This is a genomic window from Paenibacillus sp. FSL M8-0228, from assembly GCF_038007385.1.
GTDB classification, from domain to species: Bacteria; Bacillota; Bacilli; order Paenibacillales; family Paenibacillaceae; genus Paenibacillus; species Paenibacillus polymyxa_D.
This window is the reverse complement of record NZ_JBBOXA010000001.1, coordinates 1,945,374-1,968,930: the sequence shown is the minus strand read 5'-3', so window position 1 is coordinate 1,968,930 and position 23,557 is coordinate 1,945,374. Positions and strand designations below refer to the sequence as shown.

The following is a 23,557-nucleotide window of genomic DNA, read 5'->3' as shown; positions in this document are numbered from 1 at the left end:
ACGGCCTTCAAAACATTCCCTTTTTTAATCCTCTTCTGTGGATTTCGTTCACAAATTTATGCGATGGTGAAGCTTCCCTGACGCTCACTCCCCCAGAAAAGCTCAAAGCGATCCCCACTTGCTGTAGGCCCTACTCCTGCTGGAGTACCTGTAAAAATAATATCTCCCTCGCCCAGTCCATAATGAGTCGCTATATATTCAACGATGTGCTGGATAGAAAAAATCATATTTTTGACATGTCCACGCTGCACTTCCTGTCCATTTTTGAGCAAGGAAAAATCCTGCAGCTCCAGCATGTCCAATTGTTCTAAAGGCAGGAATGGTGTCACGGGAGCAGACGATTTAAAGCCTTTGGCGGCGGTCCATGGATGGCCTTTTTTCTTGAGAGCACTTTGTACATCACGCAGGGTAAAATCGATGCCGAATGCAAATGCGTTCAGACACGTATCTGCGGACATGCCCGGTTCGTATTTACGTCCTACAGCTACAACCAGCTCAGTCTCAAAATGAATATCTCCCTGCCCCTGCGGAAGCTCCAGCGTGGCGCCATCCAGCGGCACAACCGCATGAGACGGCTTCAAAAAAATCATTGGTTCTGCGGGAACCTCATTACCCAGCTCCTCCGCATGCAGTTTATAATTGCGCCCAACACAGTAAACATTACGAATTTCCACGTTCATTACGACCCTTCACCCTTCCCGCGTATGTAGTCCAATTATTAACGTATAAGTTTACGTATATAGTGCCACATCCGATGCTTGGAAAGCAAAAAAACCCGTTCCCAGCGATCCGGCCAATTGGTGCAAATCATCAATTCAGGATGCAATGAGGCCAATTTCCGCATTATACGGCGGTCATCCACCGTCCACGCCATGACAGTAATACCGCGTCCAGTGAGATCTTTCATCAAGTTTCGATCCAAACGCGGATAGCCTATAGATAAAAAAGTGCATTGTAGCTGTTCCAGTTGCTTTGCCAAGTCATCTGGACGCGCATCAATAATCAATCCGGTACGGATCTCAGGACACAGCTCCTTAGCCCGGCGTAATGCAGCACGCTCAAAAGAGGTTAATACCACCTCTCCCTCCATCCCTCTCATCGCAATTTCACGGAGTACGACTTTCTCCAGTCCTGGATACATATCTCCCGCTGTTTTAAGCTCAATATTGAGCGATACGCGGCCACGACATAAATCCAGCACCTGTGCGAGGGAGGGGATTATTTCTCCACGGTATTCTGCACTTTTCCAGCTACCAGCATCAAGTTGTTGCAATGCTTTCCAGTCCGAATCCTTTACTCTCCCTGTACCATTCGTCGTTCGCTCCAGTGTAAAATCATGAATTACCACCGGAACACCGTCCTTTGACAGCTGTACATCCAGCTCAATCCAGTGCACAAATGGTTGCTCCAACGCAAGCTGAAAGGCTGCCATCGTGTTCTCAGGAGCAATCCCCGAAAAACCGCGGTGAGCCACACACAAATTATTCATCTTGTTATGACCTCCATCCACAAAGGAGTCCCTCATACGCTCATTCCGTCAATTCCTATATTAACAATTTCTTTCGAAATTCTATTGAGCACTTACTGTACCATCCGTCCCAATCGAGACATTTCCCGGTGACAGTGCCGCCACTCTCTGCAAAATTTTGCTGGCCTCCGTATCCTTCAATGGGATCGGCTGACCCAGCTCCGCCCGATAAGGAGTCAGCTTCATCTCGCAAGCCCCTTTACGGGTACAGGTTGCCTGAAATATCGCTGTATCCCAAGTGGCTGGCACCGTTGATTTAGAAAAAATAAAATTGCCTGTGCTGTATGCAATCCATTTACCTTTATATTGCTCCATCCCTTGAAGCACATGTGGATGACCGCCAATGACAAGATCAGCTCCAGCATCAATAAAAGCGTGCGATAACTCGGTTTGATGGGGCTCAAGTGCAGTTGCGCGCTCCTTCCCCCAATGGGTAATGACAATCACCAGATCGGCCTGCATTCGTGCCTCACGGATAGACTTTACGATAGCGGTCGAATCATAGGCTCCTGCTACACCGGGCTGTTTGGCGCCCGCATTCCAGTTGGCTTCAGGCATAACACGTGTAGTCCCCAACAAGGCAACTTTGATCCCTTTACGTTCAAAATAATGCGGTGCATATGCTTCTTTTGCATTACGTCCGGCTCCAGCATGGGCTATACCCTTTTCATCCAGATATTTCAGTGTATCCAGTAATCCGCCTGTGCCCTGATCCAAAATGTGATTGTTGGCCAAATTGACAGCGTCTATCCCTGCCGCAGCCAACGCAGTTAACGCTTTGGGCGAAGATTTATACACATACGTTTTATTTAACGCACCCACACCATTCGTTGTCACGGGCGTTTCCAGATTGGCAATCGTCAGATCGTCTTTATGAAACAAGTTTCCGAGATATTGATACGGAAAATCAAACCCATTCTGCTCCAAACGCTGCTCAACTTTACCGGAAAACTGCACATCCCCTACAAAGTGAAGCGTGACTGTCGGAGAGTCTGCACCGTCTGTTTTGGATTTCTTTATATCCTCCGTTCCTCCCTTATCGGTGGATGGATTATCGTCGTATATATCCTTATTGGACGTATCGTTCTGTGCTTGCCCGTCTTTCCCCGAGGACAATTTTGCTCCTGTGGAACTGCCTTCGGGAGCATTTGTGTCAGACGTTGTCGCGGGACGATTGCTTGTGTCTGAAGCAGTAGATTGCTTTGTTTCATCGTCGGCAAATTTATTTTCTGCATGGGGGCCTTCATCCAGCTGTTTATTTGACAAGGGTGTAACATTTTCACTGACCGAGGGAGTAGACCGATCTGCACTAGCAGATCCTGTTTGGATTTTCTTCTCCGTTTGCGAATACCCGGCATTTTCCGCAAGAGAGCCACTGTTGTCGTGTTCAAATATGTAATAATAACCGAAAAGACCTACAATCATAAGCAGTAGGACCAGATTTGTAATGATCCAAGCCTTGCCTATTTTTGGTTTTCTTGCTTTTTTGCGACCTTCATTTCGCTGTGATCTGGGAGGGTACATTCTTCACTCCTTCTATGCTATTGCATTTGCATAACTTCTTTATTAGCTGGCGAACTTTACACCTTCTCCATTATATATCAAATTTCAATATAAATAGAACCCCTCGCCTGGATCGCGAAGGGTTCATTATCGAACATTTACACCTGTACCTTGACTGCTTCCTGTTGTGTCGTTTGGACGGCATTGGAGGCCCATTCCTTAGCCTGACGGATGCAATCCGGTAAGCCAATTGCATCATAGCCAGCGCCCAACACATACACTCCCGGCATCTCAGTGCGTAACTCTTCACGCAAATCAGCTATAGCCTGCGGGTGCCCTACCGGATATTGCGGCATGGAATTGCGAAGACGTGTAATTTCCGTGAACAACGGAGTCGCTGTAACTCCCATCATCTCTTTCAGATCCTTACGTACCAGTCCAATCAACTCATCATCCGGTAACTCTACAGTGTCTTCAGCTCCTGCTCGCCCTACATAACAGCGCAACAGCACCTTATCATCTGGGCTGGTATGAAGCCACTTGGCAGACGTCCATGTACAAGCGGTCACGCTGCGTCCTTCTTTACGAGGAACCAGAAAACCAGAACCGTCAAAGACGTTCTCAATATCTGTTTTATCGAAGGCTAGGACCACGTTTGCTACGGAGACGTAATTAACAGCTTCCAGTGCAGCCACATTGACATGATCTCGCAATAGCGGCGCAGCAGCAAAGTTGGGAGTCGTTACAAAAATATCATCCGCCTCCAGCATCTCTCCATTGTCCAGCATAACGCGATATGGGCTGCCTTCACTTTGCGGTGTCTTTGTGAATTCTGTAACAGCAATACCGGTGCGTAAATCACAGTCATACAAATCATTCAGTAACGCATGCACCAAACTTTGCAAGCCTTGACGGAAGGTCAAAAAGGCGCTTTTTTTCGTACCCGTATGTGTTTCAGCTGGTTTTCGACCTGTCATCATTCCGTGAATGAGACTTCCGTATTGCTTCTCTACCTCAGCAAATTGTGGGAAGGTCGCTTGCAAACTTAGTGTCTTCATGTTGGCAGCATAAATCCCTGCCAGTAGTGGTTCGGTTACATTTTCTAGCACTTCTTTGCCAAGTCGGCGTTCAATAAAATCACCCAACGCCTCATCTCCCGGTACACGGCGAGGCGGAATGACAAAATCCATCATAGCCCGCATTTTCCCGCCTAAAGAGATCAAGCCGCTGCGCAAAAAGGGTTTCAGCTCCGTTGGAATCCCCAGCACCAGTCCAGGGGGCATCGGATGAAGCTGTCCTTCATGCAAAATGTATGTCTTTTTAGCCTCAGGATTCGTGCTCACCAGTTCATGATCCAACTCCAGCTCTTTTGCCAGGTCTATCATGGCCGTTTTACGGGCCAGAAAGGAATCTGGCCCCTTTTCAATCACAAAACCATCTTTATGCAGTGTTTCAATTTTTCCGCCCAGCACGGATGCTTTCTCCACCAGCGTAATTCGAGGTGTGTAGCCAGCTTCTTTGTACATTTTTCGTGTATAAAAAGCAGTGCTAAGCCCGGTCAAGCCTCCGCCTACAATTACAATATTACGTAACCTTTGCTCCATTATGTCCTCATCCCTTTTTCCATTGGTCTATGATGACATCACTAAGCGTCTCCATATACAGTGGATCACTGTTGAGTGAATCAATACGCTGAAAACGCATATCCAATTCCTTCGCCAAAGCCTGTGCTTCAATATCCAGATCGTATAACACCTCTAAGTGATCAGAAACAAAGCCAACTGGTGCAGCCAGCACATACTCCACTTGCTCCTCTTTAAGACTGTGCATGGTATCCAAAATGTCTGGCCCCAGCCATGGTTCTGCTGTACGACCAGCGCTTTGCCACGTAAACTGCCAGTTGGTAATCCCCACCTTATCCGCAACAGCCTGCGAAGTAGCCATTAATTGCTCTACATAAGGATCACCCATAGCCAAAATCCGCTCAGGCAAGCTGTGCGCACTAAATAGAACACGAACCTCATCCCGCTTGGCTCCAGCTTCTTCAAAAAGCGCCAGCTTGGCGTTCACACGCTCAGTTAGCGTCTTAATCAACTTTGGATGAAGATAATAGCTCTCCACAAATGATATGGCCAGATCCAGTTCCTGTGCCTTAGCCTGTGCGCGCTTAATATAAGTGCCTACACTCATAACGGAATAATGCGGAGCCAGCACGACACCCACCGCAGCACGAATGCCATCTTGCACCATGGCTTCCACACCGTCCTCAATAAACGGTTTCGCATGTTTGAGTCCCTGATAACAGGCAAATTCAATGTCCGGGTTGCGATTTTCCCGATTTAGGGTTTCCTGCAGGTTTTGAACCTGCCGATCCGTATTCTGACGCAGCGGAAACACACCGCCCACAATAGCTTCATAACGATCCTTTAATTCCTTTAGCTGCTCCGGCGAGGGAGCATTACCGCGACGGATATGTGTATAGTAGGCTTTCACCTGATCCAGACTTTCTGGCGTCCCGTAGGACATAACCAGCACACCCACTTTGGTTTTCATTAGCAGATCACCTCTTAACATTTCTAATGGTTTAATTCTTTGACAAAATCGAGTGGGAATACTCATGTACATAATCAGTAAGCTCTCTTAGCTTATCTAGCGAGGCTTCAGGAAATAAACCGTGACCGAGATTGAAAATGTAACCCGGCTCCAAGATACCTTCATCTACAATGGTTTTCGCATACTGCTTGATAACATCTATTGGCGCAGTAAGCACATAAGGATCCAGATTTCCCTGTACACCAAAACCGTTGCCCAAGCGACGACGTCCTTCAGGTATACTTACCCGCCAGTCCAGTCCAATCACATCGGCTTTTAACCCATTCAAGTGTGGGAGCAATTCACCAGAGCTTACGCCCGGAAAATAAATTTTAGGTACATCCAGATCAGATAATTCATGAAAAATACGTGTGATAGTCGGCAGCACAAAAGTTTGAAAATCATAGGGCGAGAGCGCACCTACCCAACTATCAAACAATTGAAAAGCCTTACCGCCATTAGCGATATGAGCTCGCACGTATGTAATAACCATGTCCCCTAGCTTATCCATCAGGCGATGCCACAACTCAGGCTCTCCATACATCATCGCTTTGGTGCGAATATATCCTTTGGAGGGTCTTCCTTCTATTAAATAGCTTGCAATGGTAAAAGGCGCTCCAGCGAACGTAATCAATGGCACTTTCAGTTCACGGTCCAAAATGCGGATCGTTTCCAAAATATGACCCAAATCGCGTTCCACATCAATTGGACGCAACTTGTCTACGTCTGCAGCTGACCGGATCGGATTATCAATAACCGGTCCAATATTTTTGACAATATCAAAATCAACCCCTAGCGAGGCCACCGGATTCATAATATCAGAATATAAAATTGCAGCGTCCACCCCGAGCTTGCGCACGGGCATCAAAGTCACTTCTGCGGCCAACTCGGGCTGGCGGCATATCTCAAGCAACGTGTATTTTTCTTTAATTTTGCGATACTCAGGGTCATACCTTCCGGCCTGCCGCATGTACCATACGGGAATATGATCCACAGCTTGCTTGCGGCAAGCGCGGATAAAAGTATCATTGTAGGTCATGACTTCAGCCTCCAGTTCGAATCATAAATACTATATTTTAATTATGCCCTTTTTCAAGAGTCGTAACAACCGTAGCTCTCGAACAAACCATGACAAACCCATGACATTTGGATAAAGTTTCAATGAAGTGTGCTATACTAGAGAAATGGCTTTTTTTAAAGCTCCGGAGAAGTTATGCGTTGATACGTAGGATTTACAACAGGATGAGAATGGGCAGAAAGGAAGTGAAAGCACATTGAAAACGTGGGAGACGTGGAAAATCAATCTCATTGTGCTTTGGTTCGGTCAGTTTCTGGTCAATGCGGGTATTACGATGATTACTCCGTTCCTCGCTCTGTATCTGGCTCAGGACCTTCATGTGAAGGGAGAGCACGATATTGGTCTATGGGCTGGAGTTATTTTTGCCGCTAACTTTTTGACCTCATTTATGTTCCAGCCTTTGTGGGGCAAGCTGGCTGACCGATATGGACGTAAAGTCATGCTGCTTCGCTCAGGCTTTGGTATGGCTTTGGTCATCGGATGTATGGGTTTGGTCACCCATCCGTGGCAACTGCTGGCGCTTCGCCTGCTGAACGGTACGATTTCGGGTTTCAATCCGGCATCGATTTCCCTAGTATCGGGCACCACTCCCAAAGAGCGAACCGGATTCGCTATGGGGATTATGCAATCCGGTCAGATGGCCGGCACGATTCTCGGTCCTCTGCTAGGCGGATTTTTGGCTGATTGGGTCGGATTCAGACCGATCTTTTATATTACAGGCGCTCTGATTTTTATAGCCTCGCTCATTGCAATGTTTCTGGTTAAAGAAAATTTCAGTAAAGCGGAAGCCGCACGCACACCGCAAATTTCGGTTCTTGCCGGATTAAAGGAGCTAAGCCATACGCCCCAGCTTCCGGCTTTGTTCACCGTAACGTTTCTGCTCCAATTTGCCATGATCAGTACGGTATCTCTGCTGCCGTTATATGTGCAAAAACTATATGGGTCGGCAGAAGGAATTGCACTGATTGCCGGGTTCGTTACAGCTATAACAGGCGTATCCAATATGATTGCTGCACCACTCCTTGGAAGATTGAGTGACAAGATAGGAGCGCACAAGATCTTGACCATTGCACTGCTCGGAACGGCGGTTATGCTCATTCCGCAGGCTTTTGTCAATGAAGTGTGGCAACTTGTCATTATCCGTTTTTTCATGGGTGTATTTATGGGCGGTCTGCTACCAAGCGTAAATGCGCTGATTCGCACGTATACACCGGAAGGAATGGAAAGTCGTTCTTTCGGCTTCAATACCAGCTCGCTCGCGCTTGGGAATATGCTGGGTGCTGTCATTGGCGGGGTGCTATCCGGGTTTATCGGCATCGAAGGACTGTTTATCATGTCAGGTGTCCTGTTAATCGTCAACATATTCTGGGTACGCATGAAGCTTTTTGATCGTAAGGCTACGCCTGATTTCAGGTAAGAAACCTTCAGGTAAGACAAGCCCGCCTTAACAGACAAGAACCTCCTTGTCCACGCTACATTGGACAGGGAGGTTCTTTTTTTATAGCTATACATAGGGAAGAATGAACGCTATTTAACTCGAGCTAGCGCCAATCCATCGTAAGCTGGCAAAAGCGTGCTGACCAGCCGCGGATCTGTTGCTATCGTTTCGTTAAAACGTCTCACGGCCTGAACGGCAGGGCCGTTCTTATCCGTATTCAGCGTCCGTCCGCGAAGGAAACAGTTGTCTCCCGCAATAATGGCACCTGGATTCGCCAGAGCAATCGCATATTCCAGATATACTGGGTAATTTTCCTTATCTGCATCAATGAAGAAAAAATCGAAAGTTCTTCCCTCTTCCTGAAGTTCTTTCAAGCTGTCCGCTGCGGGTCCAATACGATATTCGACACGGTCACCGTAGCCATTGTTTTCCATATGTCGATGTGCCAGCGCTGCGTACGCTTCTTTCAGCTCCAGTGACACAATACGGCCCTTTTCTCCCAGCCCACGGGCCAGACATAATCCACTGTAGCCGCCTAATGCGCCGATTTCCAGTACATGCTGTGCGCCAGATACTTCAATTAGAAAGGTCAACAGTTTTCCATAAGGATGGGTAACGGATACTTCCGGCATACCTTCTTTAACGATAGCCTCCCTAATACTGCGAAGTGCTTCATCCTCTTGTACCAGCTGGTCTACATATTGTTCAGGCGTCATATTGGGTGTAATTTCCACGGTTCATCTCTCCTTATTGCTTAATCATAACGCAGGTAGGACGTGGTGTCCTTCGTAAATTTTTTACCTTAATGATTTGTCTCTTCGAGTACAATGACCTATACTATAGGGATTGAACCAAGCTTACATGATTATGGGGACGGAGTGAATACGTTTAATGACTCAACTGCAACTAATTGCGACTGCGCCAATGGGACTTGAAGCCGTCGTGGCCCGAGAACTCAGAGAACTCGGGTACGAAGATCTAACCGTCGAAAACGGCCGCGTCGTTTTTACCGGAGATTATATGGATATATGCCGGTGTAACCTGTGGCTTCGCACATCAGACCGCGTACTTATTAAAATGGGTGAATTTGCTGCAACAACCTTCGATGAGCTGTTCGAGGGTACCAAAGCATTACCCTGGCAGGATTGGATTCCTGTAGATGGTGAATTCCCCGTAGAGGGACGTTCGCACAAATCACAGCTTAGTAGCGTACCAGCCAGTCAAGGAATCGTCAAGAAGGCGATTGTAGAGAAGCTCAAGGAAACCTACCACACAGATTGGTTTGCTGAAGATGGCCCTCGTTACGTCATTGAGGTCATTCTATTGAATGATCGTGCGTTGCTGACGCTTGATACAACCGGTCCAGGACTGCACAAACGCGGCTACCGTAAGCTCGTTACAGAGGCGCCCCTCAAAGAAACGATGGCTTCTGCTCTTATTCAGCTTAGTCGCTGGAGCCCGGACCGCCCCTTCTATGACCCATGCTGCGGTTCCGGTACTTTATTGGTCGAAGCTGCCATGCAAGCCTGGAATATTGCGCCAGGACTGAGACGTACCTTTAACTCGGAAGACTGGCCTGTCATTGGCAGAGAATTATGGGATCAGGCTCGCGACGAGGCGATGGATTTGACCCGCGATGACATTCCTTTTGAAATTGCAGGTAGCGATATCGATCCAAATGCCATACAAGTTGCTGAGGCAGCTGTAAAAGCAGCAGGCTTTGCTAAAGACATCCCTCTTAAGGTGATGCCTGTAACTAAAGTCAGACTCGAAGGACAATATGGTGTGATGATTACAAACCCACCTTATGGCGAGAGACTGAGCGAACAATCCGAGGTGGAAAAGCTGATCCGTTCACTCGCACGCACGGCAGCCGAAATGAAGACCTGGTCCTTCTTTGCCATCAGCTCCACCAAGCAATTTGAGCATTATTGGGGCCGTAAAGCAGACAAGCGCCGGAAGTTGTTTAACGGCCGGATCGAATGCCAATACTATCAGTATCTAGGCCCTCTGCCTCCGCGCCGCAAAGATACTTCGCCGTTGCAGCCTTAAATAAGATGAAGCCTAGGCCAGGAAACGAACTCTCCGTTCGTTGTTCTGGCCTGATTTGTGCTGTATTTTCTTTACTTAATCATTGAAATGCGCGAGATGAGCGCTATAATAATTAAAGGCATTTCGGTTTTAACATTACGTTAATATGTAATTTATACTAGCCGAACATTTCTGCCAGAGGGGGTAAAGTGTTGGTTATTCGCACGTCCAGTGCAAGTCGCACTGGTAACACGTTCAGCAGAATGCTGCTGTCTCGATATTTTGGACTAGGTCTGTTTTTTGTGCTTATGATCGGCAAGCTCGTACTGATTCACTATAACTTGCATGCCCAAAATATTGACATGAATCCGCTGGATTATGTCATCGCTATTGGTTCGCTTTTACTTGTGAGCTTCTGGACCTTATGGCTGCCACGTCGCGGACGTTTGATTGCTCTTGTGGTGCTCGATATGTTGCTCACCGCGCTCATTTATTCCGACATGGTTTATTATCGGTATTTCCAGGATTTCATTACGATTCCCGTCTTACTTCAAGCTGGACAAGTTGATTCTCTGGGCGGAAGTATCGCATCCCTTATGTACTGGGGGGACATTCTCTTTTTTGCAGACTGGATTCTATTCATTCCGTATGTCATATTTGTGGCTTCCTTACGACGTCGATTTACCACGAATGATACTTATTTAAAAGCATCCCGAAGCTCCTACACAAAGAGGTTCCTGCTTCGCTTCTCTAAAGGAGCATTGGCCTTCCTGATTGGCTATGTATTAACATTTGGGCCGATCAAATATTATACCTCCACGTGGGCAACTGGCATATTTGTCGGCAACTGGTGGTCGATGGCCTTGTACAATGTAACAGGGTTGATCGGATTTCATGGATATGACATCTACCGCTATGGTCAGGATCACCTTGGTCCTCAGCCTACATTGGCTCAAGCGGAATCCGATAAGGATAAGGAATGGTTTAATCAGCACCAAAAGTTGCTTCAGGTAAAAAATGATCTATCTGGCAAGTATAAGGGCAAAAACGTGATGGTCATTCAAGCTGAAGCGTTCATGAACTTTTTTATCGGCAAACAGATCAACGGTGCAGCGATTACGCCTAACTTTGACAAACTGACGAAGGAAAGCATGTATTTCAACAATTATTTTCACCAGACTGCGCAGGGCCGTACTTCGGACGCGGACTTCTCTACACATGCTTCGCTGCATCCGCTCCCTACAGGCTCTGTATTTATCCGTTATGCGGACCATAAATTCGATACGCTACCTTCCATTTTGAAGGATACTGGATATAGTCCCAATGCGTTTCACGTGTATGACAGCAGCTTCTGGAACCGCTACACTATGTATAAGGCAATGAACTATGACAAGTTCTACAGTAAAAAAGATTTTAAAATTGATGAGCCATTGGGCTGGTCCCTGGGAGACAAATCCTTTTTCCGTCAAACGCTCAATGATCTCACTACCGAAGTTAAGCAGCCGTTCTATGCCTATATGGTCGGTATCTCGAGCCATCATCCGTACAACCTGTCACCTGACGCGGTAGATTTAGACGTTGGCGAGTTTGAAGGTACCATGTTCGGAGACTATCTAAAATCTGTCCATTATGTAGATGAAGCACTAGGCGAATTGGTAGATCAGATGAAGAAAGACGGACTGTGGGATGATACGATCCTGATGTTTTATGGGGATCATGATAATTCTATTAAAGACAAAGCACTGTATGAGAAATTTTTAGGCAAGCCACTTACGGATCTGGACATGCAGAAAATCATGAATCAGGTGCCATTGCTTGTGCATCTTCCTGACGGAAGTCAGGCGGGCACGTATACAGAACCGGCAGGTCAGTTGGATCTGACTCCTTCCGTAATGCACCTACTTGGGATTTCTACAAAACCATATCATTTTATGGGAAACGATCTGTTTAGCGGGAAGCCTCGTATGGTTGTGCTACGTACTGGTGCTTTCACGGATGGACGAGTGTACTACATTCCATCTGAGGACGGTACATTCTCCAAAGGGACCTGTTACAACCTGAGTACAGGCCAGCCTACAGACGTAAACGCCTGCGGACCGGGATATACCGAAGCTCTCAATCGGTTGAACATATCCGATCAGGTTATCACATACGATCTTATTCGCGAATGGGAACCACAAACAAAGAAGTAACTCCTTCTGTATCTGTATCTAATAGACTTTATGTGGGAGGTTGCTGATATAGCATCTTCCCAAACCCCTTTAACGATGTCGCCGCATAACTACTCTGTATATAACAAAAAAGCACGATCCATCGGCTTGTAAGTGCTGTGGATCGTGCTTTTTTATGGATTGTCACTCGACTGCGCTCGTTGTTACCAGTCACAAATGCTTAGGAACGCAACGTTTTTTTGGCCTGTTCAAGCCGTTGTACCTCTTCACCAAGCATATCCTCCGCAACTTCTACTGAGTCGTCACCAAGGCTATCCTTCGCCTGCTGTATGGCATGTTCAGCATGAGTGCGAGACTGCTCCGCCTGTTCAATCAGTTGCTCAGCTGGATGTGACAATGCCTGAGAGACGGCATTGTGGAGCCTGTCCACCGAGTTTTGTGTTTGAGCCTCAACACTGTGATTGTCGAGATTGGAATCATATTGGGCCATGAGTCACTCCTCCTTCTGGGCAGTGGTCTACATCCATTAGCATGGATCAGAAGAAGGGGAACTATTCAAAAATTGCGAATGCTGCGTACTGGAACTATTTGATAAAGCGCGCAGCCTTCTCCAATACTTCATCCTCCGTAGCCGCACTCACATAACGTCCGTTCACATACACAAACGCCCGTTTCCCACAAGGACCGCAATACGATTTGCAGCCGATTTTGATCTCGGCATCTGGTGCCATCTTTTGCAACTTGGGCAAGATTGTTTTCAAGCGAATATGATTGCATTCATCACATACGCGAATATCGTTGGCCATCTGTCATCCCTCCGAGCTCCGGCTTAGTGGTCGCCGTGATTACCTTGGGAAGGGTTAGTAATGACAAATCCTTCTTCGGGGAAGTACAAGTAATCAATTTTCACACCATCCAGCAGCGGCTGGCCGCTTTCCAAAATTACGTCAATGCCTTTATCTGTAGATACGACAGTATCTGTTTCTTTAGGCGTGTCCAAATCCAGCCCGTAATGAGCATGATCTCCATGAGCATGAGTAATAACAACGCGCAGGCTCTTCCCTTGGTTCTCTTCCTTATCCAGTTCAAGTTTCAATACTTTAGCTGCGTTACGAGTAATTTTGCAGTTCATCAAACTTCATCTCCTTCATATTCATTAAATGAAATGTGGTTTATTGGATAAATCACAATTATGTTTAGCATAGCAAAAGGCAATATTCCTATTGTAAAGAAAATCGCGAAAAATCGCAATCACGAAATTCATAAGCTTATCTACCGAACACGTACATGTTGCTTTTCAAGCACATCTGGATATTTTCGTTCGGCACGGGTGACAAACCAATTCATAAGCAATAGCGTAACACCAATATCGTCGATGGGCATAAATGGCATGACATCAGGTAATACCCAATAGAGCAACACAGGCACCGCAAAGAGTAATTTTTCTCCCAGCGGAATCCTTGATGAAGTAATCAATCGGGGCATACGACGAAATACATGTGACCATTGACGGAGAGTTAGTAATCTTTTCCACTTCATAGGTTGTTCACTCCATTTCCAATGCTCCTAAGTATATATACCCCATTGAAGGGACATGTAAAGAGGAACACTTATAAAAAACGTGTTCCTCCTAATACGTGCAAGTGATTCGATACGTTTCAGTAGGCCGAATTTTTTACCATGACAGCACTGTTGCCATTAACATGCCCACTTCTGCTGCAATATCATCGTAATCACGCATGGGCAGCGGATTTACGCCTAGACCGACTTCAACGGTAAACCCCGGTTTACCAAATCGCTGTATAAACCAATCCTTGTACCCTGCATCGCTCCCACCCAGCTTTACCGCCCGGTAACCTGTTGCGGCAGCTAGCCGTAAGGCCCAATCTCGGCTCTCCTTAGGCTCTAGATCCCGATAATTCCAATAGATCTCCTGTCCCTGACTGTGTATGGATAACACCATGTCGAACTGTTCGCGCTCCGTTAGATCGGCAAGCGCCTTAGACTCCGGTTCAGACAAAGGTGCAGGCCCTGCATAGTCTCGTCGAGACGGACCTGTTTTACCGCGTCTGCGCACCTCTTCTTCCCAATATGCCGGAAATTGATCGTTGAGGTCGACACCACGAATATTCGCCTTCCAACCGCGATAATCAGCACGTCCTTCATTCCACTTTTTGAGGTCATGATACAACGGATGAGTTGGGAGTATACCTTGTTGCACCAGCTCTACCCCATCCGGGTTGACCATCGGAACCACCCATAAGGATGTATGCTCCAGCAAATCCCGCGGAGAACCTCCATACACCCATTGAGTGGCCCCTACATGTTCTTCAGTCCCACCGATCCCTTGTGCATATTGCTCTATAAAACGCAGCAAACAAGGCGTCGTCAGCCATTCATTAGCATGAACTGAAGCATTGGCGTGAATTTTACGCGTTCCCTGCCCAATACGTACATAAGGAATATCCTTCCCCATGACACTGGTTCCAATGCTGCCAACTTCAATAAACGGATATCTGCGGGCCAAGGCCGCTAGGTCTTCCTTTAAATCTTCATATCCATACTCTCCACGTAATCGTACAATCTGATCCTGATGGTCTTCAGGAATAACAATAGTTTTTCCTTCCATAAAATCATGCTCCGCAAGTCCGGGGTTGGCTAGCCGTAACTCATTAAGCTCCACACCAAACTGCTTGGCAATCTGTCTTGCATACTCACCAGGCTGAATAACGTATTTACGATCCGTAGACGGACGAATATATAACACTTGACCACTAATCAGATAGGGTTGCGTGGCGGCCCACGGATTATCTACGATTAAAGTATCCGCCGATAGTTTAAAAGCCGAGGCGACCCGGTGCAATGTATCTCCTTTTTGAACGATATATTCCCTCATCTTCTACGCCCCTTCCATCTGCCTTACTGCATGTTATGCAAACGCGGCGTGTCTTGATGTAGCGAAAAGCAAAACAGCCGACTTCTTTTGTCCAATGACAAAAAGTCGGCTGTCTCGTTAATCCAAATTGGTGACTTGCCAGACGACAGGCGTTTGGCGAATTTGCTCCCCGAGCCACTGTGCGGCAATGCGCTGGAACAATTCAGGATCGCCGGAACAAAAAAGCTGATGTACCGGGGTTTCGTCCCCAGCTTCCAACTTGTCTTTGTTATACAAAATGGTACTCGTCTCACGCGCCGTTTCATCTGCCGAGCTAATGAGCTTTACTGCAGGCCCCATGACTTCTTGAATCGTTTCCTTCAAAAAAGGATAATGCGTACAACCAAGAATCAGACAATCAATCGGATACGTTTGAATAGGTCTCAATGTCTCCTCCACAACCTGCGATGTCGTCTTAGAGCGAAATAACCCTTGCTCCACCAATGGAACAAGCGCAGGACACGCATGGCTCACCACGTCTACGTAAGGAGACAATTGCTTGAGCGCAGCTGTATACGCTCCGCTTCGAATCGTACCGACAGTCCCAATCACCCCGACATGCCCGGTAGCAGTCGCGCTAATCGCAGCACGAGCCCCGGGGTGAATGACTCCGATCACCGGAATGGATACCTTTTGGCTAATATAGTCCAATGCCGCGGCAGTAGCCGTGTTACAAGCAATAATAATGACTTTCGGATCAAATTGAATCAGAAAATCAACCATTTGCTCTGTAAATTTTTTAACCTCTTCCGATGGTCGGGGGCCATACGGAGTGCGCGCAGTGTCTCCAAAATAAATGATTTTTTCCCGTGGAAGCTGACGCATGACTTCTTTAACAACCGTCAAACCTCCTACACCGGAATCCAATATTGCAATCGCTTGCTGCACGTACACACCGCTTCCTTTTTTTGTTCAAATATGAGTTGTTTCATCTCGGAATGCTATCCGTTGCTACATACCTTATGTCGTATTCGTGTAAAAGGTACCCCAAAAGATTACCCTAAAACGAGGAAGTGATCAATAAAAAGGCTCCATCCCAACGGGAGAAGCCACGAATTCAAACTGTATTCAGTGTTTCACCTATTTTTTACAGACCGTTACAGCGCATCTTTTTCCGTATCTTCTTGAGCAGTCGCTGATGAAATACTAACCTCAGGAATCATTTCACTCTTTTTACGCCATTGCCCAATTTCATGAATGACGGCTGAGGCTGTCTCCTTAATTTTGTCAGTATACTCAATTGAAGTGTCTGAAATTTTCCCCGCTAGCTCCTGTCCCTTATCACTTACGTTGCGCGCCTGATCTGTAATATTCTGACGCAGCTCACGACCTGACTTAGGGGCAAATAATAAAGCAGCAACCGAACCAACAATGCTGCCTGCCAACGCGCCTCGGATAAAACTTTTGCAGTTCTCCTTCATCATCATCTCTCCCTTGTGCCCGGGCGAATGCCCATCTGTTAGTGCATTATAAGCATGGGGAGCTTGTCATGACACAGAAAACAAGCCTGAAAAGTTTCACTTTTTTTTAGAGCGGATACGATACAGGCAACAACGGCCCCCATCTGCCAAACAATCCTCACGAACAACCTCGGCATCAAGTAGCTCCTCAAACATTTGCTGCTCGCATTCACAAGCCTTGCGGTAACGGCCTGCAATTTGAGAGATAGGACAATTGTATTCCACAATAGAGTAGCTACCATCCTCTTCCTCGCGCCACTCTGCCATATATCCGGAAGCATTCTGGATGCCCGAAAGCTTTTCCACACGTGAAGCCAGTGTAGTCTCCCCCTCTATATGAGGGGCGTATCGCTTCATCATTTTACGTTTTCTACCATCAAACAGCGAGTAAACAGCTTCCATTCCCTGTTCTTCATCGAGTTCCTCTAACAGTTCCAGTAACAAATGATCATAATTACGTGGAAACTGCTCGCTTCCCTGCTCGCTCAGGCTGTACAAAAACGTCGGGCGTCCCATAGCCTGTCTCACGATTGTAGCCACGATCAGGCCATCCTGCTCCATCAATTTGAGATGCCTACGCACTCCCATTTCGGTAATGCCTAATTGAGCTGCCAAGCTTCCGACGCCCACAGGTCCCTGGGTTTTCAATAGTGTCATGATCATGCGCCTAGTGGGCATTTCGGGTACGATATACTTATCCGTCACTTTTGCCTTTACACTCCCTCGGGCTGGGGACCCAATTCCTTATTTAAATAATCATGCACGTTAGATGCAAAAAGCTCCAGCAACCCAGGCAGCTTTGTTGTAAGCGGGTGAAGGCTTGTCCGGTCCCAATGGAAATACTCCTGCACTAAGGGTTTACGTAAGCCTACCAGCTCTACTAGCGAATGAAATACGGTATCATCCAGTACACCTTCCTCATGAATGATACCGATAATATCCTCATAGCTACTGGCGTCACGCATAATAAATCCGTCGATGATATAGCTTCCTACGTCCGTTACCGTCTCAATGGCCAGATGAAGACAGCGCTCCTGCACTAGCCCCTGCAACAGATCGCCGTTCCAGGAAGCAGAAGTCTGGCGAAGTCCGGCGACAATGTCGGGAACAGCCCCTAGTCGAAGCTCAATTTGTTCCCGGTTGACATAATACAAGGTCCTGCACCTCCAGTACCGCTTTAGATTTCATAATCAACTGCGATAGATACATCCTTCACTTCATTCATGTGTACAATAATTTCCTGGTGCACAGGGTGTACCTGATACGTTTGCAAATCCTCCAGTGTTTCGACAACAGCGGTAAGGGAAATATCATAAGAACGTTCCGAACGAATCACATCCGTACCTACTTCGAGTGACAGCAGCTCTTTGATTTTGCCGTTCATGCTGCGCAAAATGGATGCTGTGTGCTCAATGCTTTCGGGGGAGCGGTCTTTCAATTTGAACAAAACAATATGTTTAATCATGCGTATAGGCTCCTTATCTTAAAATGTTCTCTTGAAAATTTTATCATAACGCCCCACATACGGAAAGAAACTTTGTAATTCTAGCGATCTTTTCCACCATTTTTTCCATCAGACTCCTTGTCCTTTAATAGGGCAAAAAAATTCTTGAGCTTCGGTGGGAGCGGTAAACCCATTCGTGAACAGTTTTCCGTAATAGAGATCAATTCATTGGATAAATAAAAGTACGTTGCCGCCCCTTTCATGATTTCGGTACCCATCAGGAGGTCCACATGATGCGCCAAAGAAATTACCATTAGCATTAAAGCCTTTCTCGCCAACCCCCAAAAGCCGGCTTTACTGCTTAAACCTTGCCCAGTCTTAATTGCTGCGGCGACTCCAGTCACATAATCGACAGCCATTGCAACCGTGAATAGCACCATTAGCTGATTCCAGCCGCCAAAGGCAAACGTAATAAAGGCTCCTGCGGTAGCACAAATCATACTAAACATACTCGGATTAATATTCATACCTTCCTCCTCTCGGGACGGTTACTGTAATATATGCAGCGACATGATAACCCGTAAAGTCATATGACCTGTGCATAGACATGAATTCATAGATTCATATAAACCATGCTGCAAACTTCACATTTTCGAGCAAATACAACAAAAAGACACCTTCCAAACCACTATACAAATGGTTGAAAAGGTGCCTTTTCTTTCATGCTATTCAATTAACGATGATCATTCCAAAAATTAAGCGGAGTCAGGTTATCATTCAACGGCTCGAACGAATATCCTTCTTTCTGCAAGGCCGCCATGATTTGTGGAAGCACCTTGATCGTAGATGGCTTATCATGCATAAGAACGACTGGTGTTCTGCCTTGCTTTTTCAGTCTCTTAATATCACTGAGGACTGTCTGTACAAAATGCTGCGGATTTTTAGTATAACGCCAATCATTCGAATCGATGTTCCAGTCCCAAATATGATAGCCTGCACCCGTCAATTGATCACGATATGCTTTCTTCAAATACGGTTTGCTGCCATAAGGTGTACGAATCAAAGAAGTGCGTTTCCCTGTGGCCTTAAATAAAATGTCGTTATCCTGATTCATCTCTGCCAATGCTGCTGCCGGGGATGCATAGATCTTTTTCACCTGGTGTGTCATCCCATGGAGGCCCAAACCATGCCCTGCGTCTACCATTCTCTTCATCACTGCGCTATGTTGGCGAATTTCAGGTCCCAGCATGAAGAAAGTAGCCTTCGCATTATATTTATCTAAAATATCCAGCAGCTGCGACGTATGCGCCGTAGGACCATCATCGAAGCTCAAATAAATCGTACGGCTGGATGATGAGGCAGTTCCCTTGTTGCCTGTATTGCTGGCTTTGCCCGGTTCGACAGCTGCATACTGTTTAATTTCTGCCGCGAATGTATTCAAAAACTGAGCATCAGACAAACTAGCGTTTGCATTCTGAATTCGATACAGATTACTTGTAGGAACCGTAATAGTGAAGCCGAATGCATTGGTCAAAGTGCGAATTGGCACCATCGTGCGTCCTCCACGCTCGAACACATCCCCCTTGTTCAAATCCAGCGTAAAGCTGCGATTATGTCCAGTCAGCACCAATGTATTTCCATTGGCAGAAGTAGAAATGCCCATCTTTTGCCCCAATGTAACGATGGGTACATACAACTTATCATTTTCCATTACAGGTTTAATCGTATTCGAATCTAGCAACACATCATTGACCCCCAGCAAAGGAGCCTTCGCTTGTGCACTTGCTGTATTCGTATGTATACCTAGCAAACCCAAACAACAGATTACCATCAAGCATACAGCCATCCATTTTACTTTTAAAAGCTTCATTCATTACACCATCCTGTGCTGTATTTTATAATGTGCGGGAGCTATCTCTAGCTTGTCTATGAAGTTATACAGACATGACGATATAGACATGGCAATATAGACATTCACTCAACATATAGAACATAAACGCATATAAACCGACTGAACCGGACGTCTTTTCGTTCCCCCTATATATATTAATAGATTACCAGACTATAGTAGGTAAATATAGTAAAACAATTTGAAAACAATCTCGCAACCCCCCTGCCAGAGAAAGTTACAAAGTTGTGAATAAATTAATAGGAGTTAAGAAGGGTACAAGCGGGTAGTAGATTCTTTTGGCGGAACTAGAACCTACCGGAAGAAAATGAAGATGAGGTACTTTTGAGCAAGATACAGTGGTATCTGAAGATTTTGGGTTTCTAATTGACTATGGGATTGTCATTCAACCATTTACTTGGTACTAGGTATTAATATAAAGAAAGACCTTGAGGATTGCAGCCCTCAAGATCATTCAAGAAAATATTTCATCGATTTTATTTCGGTCATAATCCAATATCCAATGATTATACTGCTCATAAACAATCCTTAGAGTCTCCTTGTTTTCCGCTACAATATCCAAGCCTCTATCGTCATAAAGATGAAAAATTGTTTTGTTCGTGTCATTTATTAAATATATGTCACCATCTACACTAGGTTCTAAACCAAGTGTTCGATTGGCAATCGCCTCTATCAGACTATCAATCTTCAAATCTTGGGATTTCACATTTATACAATATCTAATAGTTACTATATCATCAGTTTCGTCGGAATCTTTATATCGGTACTCCTGTTCTTGTTTAAATACATGTCCAAAATCTATCTTACTAATATAATTATTGAATTCTTTAAAGACATCATTCTCAATGGCATTAATTGACTCATTACTCCATTTATCTACGAATAGTACAAAGTAAACATCGTCATCATAACTATTTAATGCGTCAAATAAAGCAACCGCTCTCTGTTTCACCTGCTCTACTCTTTTTCCAGGCGTATCTGTCCCTCCCCCCATTTCAAACCTAATAGCAATTGAAGCATTATAAAACAAAGGTTTCTTTAAATAAATTCCTTCAAAGTATCGCAACAAAAAATCATTTAAATTTTGATTATGTTCCATTCAATCATCCCCATCATGTAGCCGTAAAGGGAAATCTATGTTCCCTTTACGGCGTTTTTTTAACTATATTTATTTTAGCTTTATGACTGTACCTGTTGTACTCTTGTGTTTCCCTGTTATGAAATTTCCATATTCATCTGCATCAGTAATCCAATGAAGTGAATTTCCTTTCTTTTCAAATACCTTATACGCTGAACCGCCGTGTCCAGTTGTGTCTTTCGCCCACCAATAACCTTTCTTTGTGTTATCTTGGTAAGCTGTAATTGTATCTCCGTGGAATTTGTAAGTGACTTTTCCTTTTGCATTCATTTTTATATCCCATTTTGTTGTTTTATTCGGGATATCGCAAGCGTTATGAGTCCACACACCCAAATTTGATACAAAATAAGTATGAAAATCTTTGACCTTAAAATTGTATACAGTGTCATGTCCCTTTTTAACTTCAATCTTCTCAATGGCTAATTCCTTACCATCCGAAGTTGTCAGAACATCTCCCACCTCGAGGTCTTTAGACTTGACCCAACCTTTGCCGACAATCCAAAACGGATGCTCATCAGTTGTCGTTATGACTTCTCCACCAACAGTAATATTATACGTTTCTTCCACATCACGTTGGTAGAGCCATTCGACTTCCTTATAAGCCATCTCACCTGTCTCATCGTCTTTGGCTAGAACCTTGTCACCTACCTCGACTTCCTCGATAGGTTTCTCCCCTTCGTCTGTTTGAACCTTAGTCCCCGCCGTAAAGCAATTACAAGGGAGTGCCTTGGCTGATTTTAGATTTTTTTCTGTCAATTCAACAGAACGTTCAACATATCTTCCCTCCTTACTCGTCAGCTGTATGATCAATTTTCCACCTTTAACAAACTTACCAACAGGTATAAATCCTGCTAGAGCAAGTGTTTTGTCATATGCGGACGATTTGGGATCAAGTATCGTGTTTATATCATCTACAATCAAGAAATTGGCTACAGCCGTGGATGCCTGAATAGTTCCTGCTTTAAACTCATTCCAGCATGTCCCCATGCCTACTCTTTGATAATGAATAATCGTCTTCTGGTTAGTATAAAATATTCCGCCTTTAGTCGTAGGCATAAGTTCATGCCCGCTAGGGTCTACATATCCGAGTGGATTATTGGCCACATACGCATACCAGTTCAAACTCTGCGGATCACTAATCTCGCCCTGATACGTATCCTCGCCCATAAAACGGGCTGTGCCTGGATCGTACCAGCGAGCCCGCAGGTACTGGAGCCCCGTCGTATCATCCCAATACTCGCCAGCATAACGCAGCACGTTCGGAACGGTCTCTTTGACCGTCTCCGGGCCGCCCCAGATATCGTAACTATAGCTATTCAGTTCCTTGCCCGAACTATCACTTAGGACCACCACATCACCGTGACCGTTGAGCTGATAATATTGTAGCTGTCCGCTTGCCTTGTCTTGTCTGGCCCACAGTTGACCGGACAAGTCATACAACACGTAAGCGTATGTAATCTTCACTGCCCTACCTTCGAAGCTTCGGTTTCCTTTTGAAACGTAGTTGTAAGTCTTATCCTTTGTACCTGCAGATTCAGTAACCAGCCCGTGTAGCACAGTATCGAGAATATTTAGCTATTTATTATTAGTTCAGAACTAATAATAAATAAAGACCACAATACGAAACTATCTCGTATTGTGGTTAAATAATTCAAATTCTACTTCAATACTTGTGCAGTTCCAGCTTTTACATCAATTAAAAAAACTCTCGGATCCATGCCATACATACCGTTGTTATACTCATCCAATGTAGACAACTCGTATTGATTTGGTACTTTTGTTGGTTTTAAAATACCCCAAGCCCAATTATCTCCATCACCACCTGAGTAGCCACTATTTTCCTTTCTAATTGAAATAGGGATATTCTTTTCTTCTCCTGTTGAAATATTTTTCAAGTGCAATTGTTCTCTACTATTCCTCTGGAAAGGATTAATTAAATCTATACGGTATTCATATTTTTGATCTGAAGTTAACCGTACAGGATCACTATCAACGTTATCATACAACCATCCACGTGTAGGAGTCCCGTCAACCAAATAATAAGAACAAAATAATAAAGATCCCATCAATATTGCTGATACTAAATATTTCACACCATTAAATGGTGGCCATCCTTGCCATATATATGTTAATGATATTAATACAATAATAATAGACGGGACTCCAAATATGACTAATGTAGCAGTTGCCAAGATATCATGTCCACGTTGAAAGCCCCCTGTTGAGCCTAAAATAAACCATATGAACGCCGCTATATTAATAACAATAGGAATCATCCATATGATTTTAAACCAAATGGGCATTTTCATTTCCTTCCCTCCAGTCTCACT

Annotated in this window: 25 protein-coding genes; 3 read left to right on the top strand and 22 right to left on the bottom strand. The window is 45.2% G+C overall.

Annotated elements, in window-relative coordinates; all coding sequences use genetic code 11:
• Positions 1-56: 56 nt before the first annotated feature.
• The 6 genes from MKY98_RS09225 to hemE form a co-directional block, all read right to left on the bottom strand.
• Positions 57-680, bottom strand: a complete 624-nt coding sequence (locus MKY98_RS09225; protein WP_069011075.1) for a fumarylacetoacetate hydrolase family protein — start codon at positions 678-680, stop codon at positions 57-59.
• Between the two features lie 38 nt (positions 681-718).
• On the bottom strand, positions 719-1,489 hold the full coding sequence (locus tag MKY98_RS09220) for a glycerophosphodiester phosphodiesterase (RefSeq protein WP_069011074.1): 771 nt from the start codon (positions 1,487-1,489) through the stop codon (positions 719-721).
• 81 nt (positions 1,490-1,570) lie between these two features.
• Positions 1,571-3,052, bottom strand: coding sequence for a CapA family protein (locus MKY98_RS09215; RefSeq protein WP_069011073.1), 1,482 nt, complete (start codon positions 3,050-3,052; stop codon positions 1,571-1,573).
• Positions 3,053-3,189: 137 nt separating this feature from the next.
• Positions 3,190-4,635, bottom strand: coding sequence for a protoporphyrinogen oxidase (hemG, locus tag MKY98_RS09210; RefSeq protein ID WP_069011072.1), 1,446 nt, complete (start codon positions 4,633-4,635; stop codon positions 3,190-3,192).
• Positions 4,636-4,642: 7 nt separating this feature from the next.
• Positions 4,643-5,584 (bottom strand): ferrochelatase, encoded by a 942-nt coding sequence (gene hemH / locus MKY98_RS09205; protein ID WP_069011071.1) that lies wholly within the window; start codon positions 5,582-5,584, stop codon positions 4,643-4,645.
• A 31-nt stretch (positions 5,585-5,615) separates the two neighbouring features.
• The gene (gene hemE / locus MKY98_RS09200) at positions 5,616-6,662 is read right to left on the bottom strand and encodes a uroporphyrinogen decarboxylase (RefSeq protein ID WP_039269982.1); all 1,047 of its coding nucleotides are present in this window, start codon (positions 6,660-6,662) and stop codon (positions 5,616-5,618) included.
• Positions 6,663-6,897: 235 nt separating this feature from the next.
• On the opposite strand from hemE, the gene MKY98_RS09195 reads away from it, so the two are divergent.
• A complete protein-coding gene (locus tag MKY98_RS09195) occupies positions 6,898-8,118 on the top strand; it encodes an MFS transporter (RefSeq protein WP_029516688.1) in 1,221 nt (406 codons plus the stop codon).
• Between the two features lie 110 nt (positions 8,119-8,228).
• Here MKY98_RS09195 and MKY98_RS09190 read toward each other — a convergent pair whose 3' ends face one another.
• Positions 8,229-8,873, bottom strand: a complete 645-nt coding sequence (locus MKY98_RS09190) for an O-methyltransferase (protein WP_081317557.1) — start codon at positions 8,871-8,873, stop codon at positions 8,229-8,231.
• A 157-nt stretch (positions 8,874-9,030) separates the two neighbouring features.
• Between MKY98_RS09190 and MKY98_RS09185 the strand changes: the two genes are divergently transcribed.
• Both MKY98_RS09185 and MKY98_RS09180 read left to right on the top strand, forming a co-directional pair.
• Positions 9,031-10,191, top strand: a complete 1,161-nt coding sequence (locus tag MKY98_RS09185) for a THUMP domain-containing class I SAM-dependent RNA methyltransferase (RefSeq protein WP_023987994.1) — start codon at positions 9,031-9,033, stop codon at positions 10,189-10,191.
• Positions 10,192-10,379: 188 nt separating this feature from the next.
• Positions 10,380-12,362, top strand: a complete 1,983-nt coding sequence (locus tag MKY98_RS09180; protein WP_069011070.1) for an LTA synthase family protein — start codon at positions 10,380-10,382, stop codon at positions 12,360-12,362.
• Positions 12,363-12,561: 199 nt separating this feature from the next.
• Here the strand turns inward: MKY98_RS09180 and MKY98_RS09175 are convergent, their stop codons facing one another.
• From MKY98_RS09175 to MKY98_RS09105, 15 genes are all read right to left on the bottom strand, one after another.
• Positions 12,562-12,831: a hypothetical protein gene (locus tag MKY98_RS09175; RefSeq protein WP_023987992.1), complete on the bottom strand. Its 270-nt coding sequence runs from the start codon at positions 12,829-12,831 to the stop codon at positions 12,562-12,564.
• Between the two features lie 94 nt (positions 12,832-12,925).
• Positions 12,926-13,147: a DUF1450 domain-containing protein gene (locus MKY98_RS09170; protein ID WP_007429791.1), complete on the bottom strand. Its 222-nt coding sequence runs from the start codon at positions 13,145-13,147 to the stop codon at positions 12,926-12,928.
• 23 nt (positions 13,148-13,170) lie between these two features.
• A complete protein-coding gene (locus tag MKY98_RS09165) occupies positions 13,171-13,473 on the bottom strand; it encodes a heme biosynthesis protein HemY (protein ID WP_013370462.1) in 303 nt (100 codons plus the stop codon).
• Between the two features lie 140 nt (positions 13,474-13,613).
• Positions 13,614-13,880, bottom strand: coding sequence for a hypothetical protein (locus MKY98_RS09160; protein WP_069011069.1), 267 nt, complete (start codon positions 13,878-13,880; stop codon positions 13,614-13,616).
• Positions 13,881-14,016: 136 nt separating this feature from the next.
• Positions 14,017-15,237 (bottom strand): M14 family metallopeptidase, encoded by a 1,221-nt coding sequence (locus MKY98_RS09155; protein ID WP_039269978.1) that lies wholly within the window; start codon positions 15,235-15,237, stop codon positions 14,017-14,019.
• Between the two features lie 117 nt (positions 15,238-15,354).
• On the bottom strand, positions 15,355-16,164 hold the full coding sequence (gene racE, locus MKY98_RS09150) for a glutamate racemase (protein WP_069011068.1): 810 nt from the start codon (positions 16,162-16,164) through the stop codon (positions 15,355-15,357).
• Positions 16,165-16,373: 209 nt separating this feature from the next.
• The gene (locus MKY98_RS09145) at positions 16,374-16,697 is read right to left on the bottom strand and encodes a YtxH domain-containing protein (protein ID WP_069011067.1); all 324 of its coding nucleotides are present in this window, start codon (positions 16,695-16,697) and stop codon (positions 16,374-16,376) included.
• Positions 16,698-16,793: 96 nt separating this feature from the next.
• On the bottom strand, positions 16,794-17,441 hold the full coding sequence (locus MKY98_RS09140; RefSeq protein WP_029516682.1) for a helix-turn-helix transcriptional regulator: 648 nt from the start codon (positions 17,439-17,441) through the stop codon (positions 16,794-16,796).
• Positions 17,442-17,449: 8 nt separating this feature from the next.
• The gene (locus tag MKY98_RS09135) at positions 17,450-17,890 is read right to left on the bottom strand and encodes a DUF86 domain-containing protein (RefSeq protein WP_069011066.1); all 441 of its coding nucleotides are present in this window, start codon (positions 17,888-17,890) and stop codon (positions 17,450-17,452) included.
• 23 nt (positions 17,891-17,913) lie between these two features.
• Positions 17,914-18,201: a Dabb family protein gene (locus tag MKY98_RS09130; RefSeq protein WP_013309679.1), complete on the bottom strand. Its 288-nt coding sequence runs from the start codon at positions 18,199-18,201 to the stop codon at positions 17,914-17,916.
• An 80-nt stretch (positions 18,202-18,281) separates the two neighbouring features.
• Positions 18,282-18,707, bottom strand: a complete 426-nt coding sequence (locus MKY98_RS09125; RefSeq protein ID WP_029516680.1) for a phage holin family protein — start codon at positions 18,705-18,707, stop codon at positions 18,282-18,284.
• A 206-nt stretch (positions 18,708-18,913) separates the two neighbouring features.
• The gene (locus tag MKY98_RS09120) at positions 18,914-20,050 is read right to left on the bottom strand and encodes a polysaccharide deacetylase (RefSeq protein ID WP_069011065.1); all 1,137 of its coding nucleotides are present in this window, start codon (positions 20,048-20,050) and stop codon (positions 18,914-18,916) included.
• A gap of 493 nt (positions 20,051-20,543) precedes the next feature.
• Positions 20,544-21,188, bottom strand: coding sequence for a DUF3885 domain-containing protein (locus MKY98_RS09115; RefSeq protein WP_069011064.1), 645 nt, complete (start codon positions 21,186-21,188; stop codon positions 20,544-20,546).
• A gap of 69 nt (positions 21,189-21,257) precedes the next feature.
• A complete protein-coding gene (locus MKY98_RS09110) occupies positions 21,258-22,691 on the bottom strand; it encodes a polymorphic toxin-type HINT domain-containing protein (RefSeq protein WP_069011063.1) in 1,434 nt (477 codons plus the stop codon).
• Between the two features lie 194 nt (positions 22,692-22,885).
• Complete coding sequence (locus MKY98_RS09105; RefSeq protein WP_069011062.1) at positions 22,886-23,536, bottom strand: hypothetical protein; 651 nt, start codon at positions 23,534-23,536, stop codon at positions 22,886-22,888.
• Positions 23,537-23,557 lie beyond the last annotated feature (21 nt).

What these genes read in the sequence shown, in the direction of transcription:
- MKY98_RS09225 (WP_069011075.1), bottom strand. Translation starts at nt 680, where the DNA reads ATGAACGTGGAAATTCGTAATGTTTACTGTGTTGGGCGCAATTATAAA.
- MKY98_RS09220 (WP_069011074.1), bottom strand. Translation starts at nt 1,489, where the DNA reads ATGAATAATTTGTGTGTGGCTCACCGCGGTTTTTCGGGGATTGCTCCT.
- MKY98_RS09215 (WP_069011073.1), bottom strand. Translation starts at nt 3,052, where the DNA reads ATGTACCCTCCCAGATCACAGCGAAATGAAGGTCGCAAAAAAGCAAGA.
- hemG (WP_069011072.1), bottom strand. Translation starts at nt 4,635, where the DNA reads ATGGAGCAAAGGTTACGTAATATTGTAATTGTAGGCGGAGGCTTGACC.
- hemH (WP_069011071.1), bottom strand. Translation starts at nt 5,584, where the DNA reads ATGAAAACCAAAGTGGGTGTGCTGGTTATGTCCTACGGGACGCCAGAA.
- hemE (WP_039269982.1), bottom strand. Translation starts at nt 6,662, where the DNA reads ATGACCTACAATGATACTTTTATCCGCGCTTGCCGCAAGCAAGCTGTG.
- MKY98_RS09185 (WP_023987994.1), top strand. Translation starts at nt 9,031, where the DNA reads ATGACTCAACTGCAACTAATTGCGACTGCGCCAATGGGACTTGAAGCC.
- MKY98_RS09175 (WP_023987992.1), bottom strand. Translation starts at nt 12,831, where the DNA reads ATGGCCCAATATGATTCCAATCTCGACAATCACAGTGTTGAGGCTCAA.
- MKY98_RS09170 (WP_007429791.1), bottom strand. Translation starts at nt 13,147, where the DNA reads ATGGCCAACGATATTCGCGTATGTGATGAATGCAATCATATTCGCTTG.
- MKY98_RS09165 (WP_013370462.1), bottom strand. Translation starts at nt 13,473, where the DNA reads ATGAACTGCAAAATTACTCGTAACGCAGCTAAAGTATTGAAACTTGAA.
- MKY98_RS09160 (WP_069011069.1), bottom strand. Translation starts at nt 13,880, where the DNA reads ATGAAGTGGAAAAGATTACTAACTCTCCGTCAATGGTCACATGTATTT.
- MKY98_RS09155 (WP_039269978.1), bottom strand. Translation starts at nt 15,237, where the DNA reads ATGAGGGAATATATCGTTCAAAAAGGAGATACATTGCACCGGGTCGCC.
- MKY98_RS09145 (WP_069011067.1), bottom strand. Translation starts at nt 16,697, where the DNA reads ATGAAGGAGAACTGCAAAAGTTTTATCCGAGGCGCGTTGGCAGGCAGC.
- MKY98_RS09130 (WP_013309679.1), bottom strand. Translation starts at nt 18,201, where the DNA reads ATGATTAAACATATTGTTTTGTTCAAATTGAAAGACCGCTCCCCCGAA.
- MKY98_RS09125 (WP_029516680.1), bottom strand. Translation starts at nt 18,707, where the DNA reads ATGAATATTAATCCGAGTATGTTTAGTATGATTTGTGCTACCGCAGGA.
- MKY98_RS09120 (WP_069011065.1), bottom strand. Translation starts at nt 20,050, where the DNA reads ATGAAGCTTTTAAAAGTAAAATGGATGGCTGTATGCTTGATGGTAATC.
- MKY98_RS09115 (WP_069011064.1), bottom strand. Translation starts at nt 21,188, where the DNA reads ATGGAACATAATCAAAATTTAAATGATTTTTTGTTGCGATACTTTGAA.
- MKY98_RS09105 (WP_069011062.1), bottom strand. Translation starts at nt 23,536, where the DNA reads ATGAAAATGCCCATTTGGTTTAAAATCATATGGATGATTCCTATTGTT.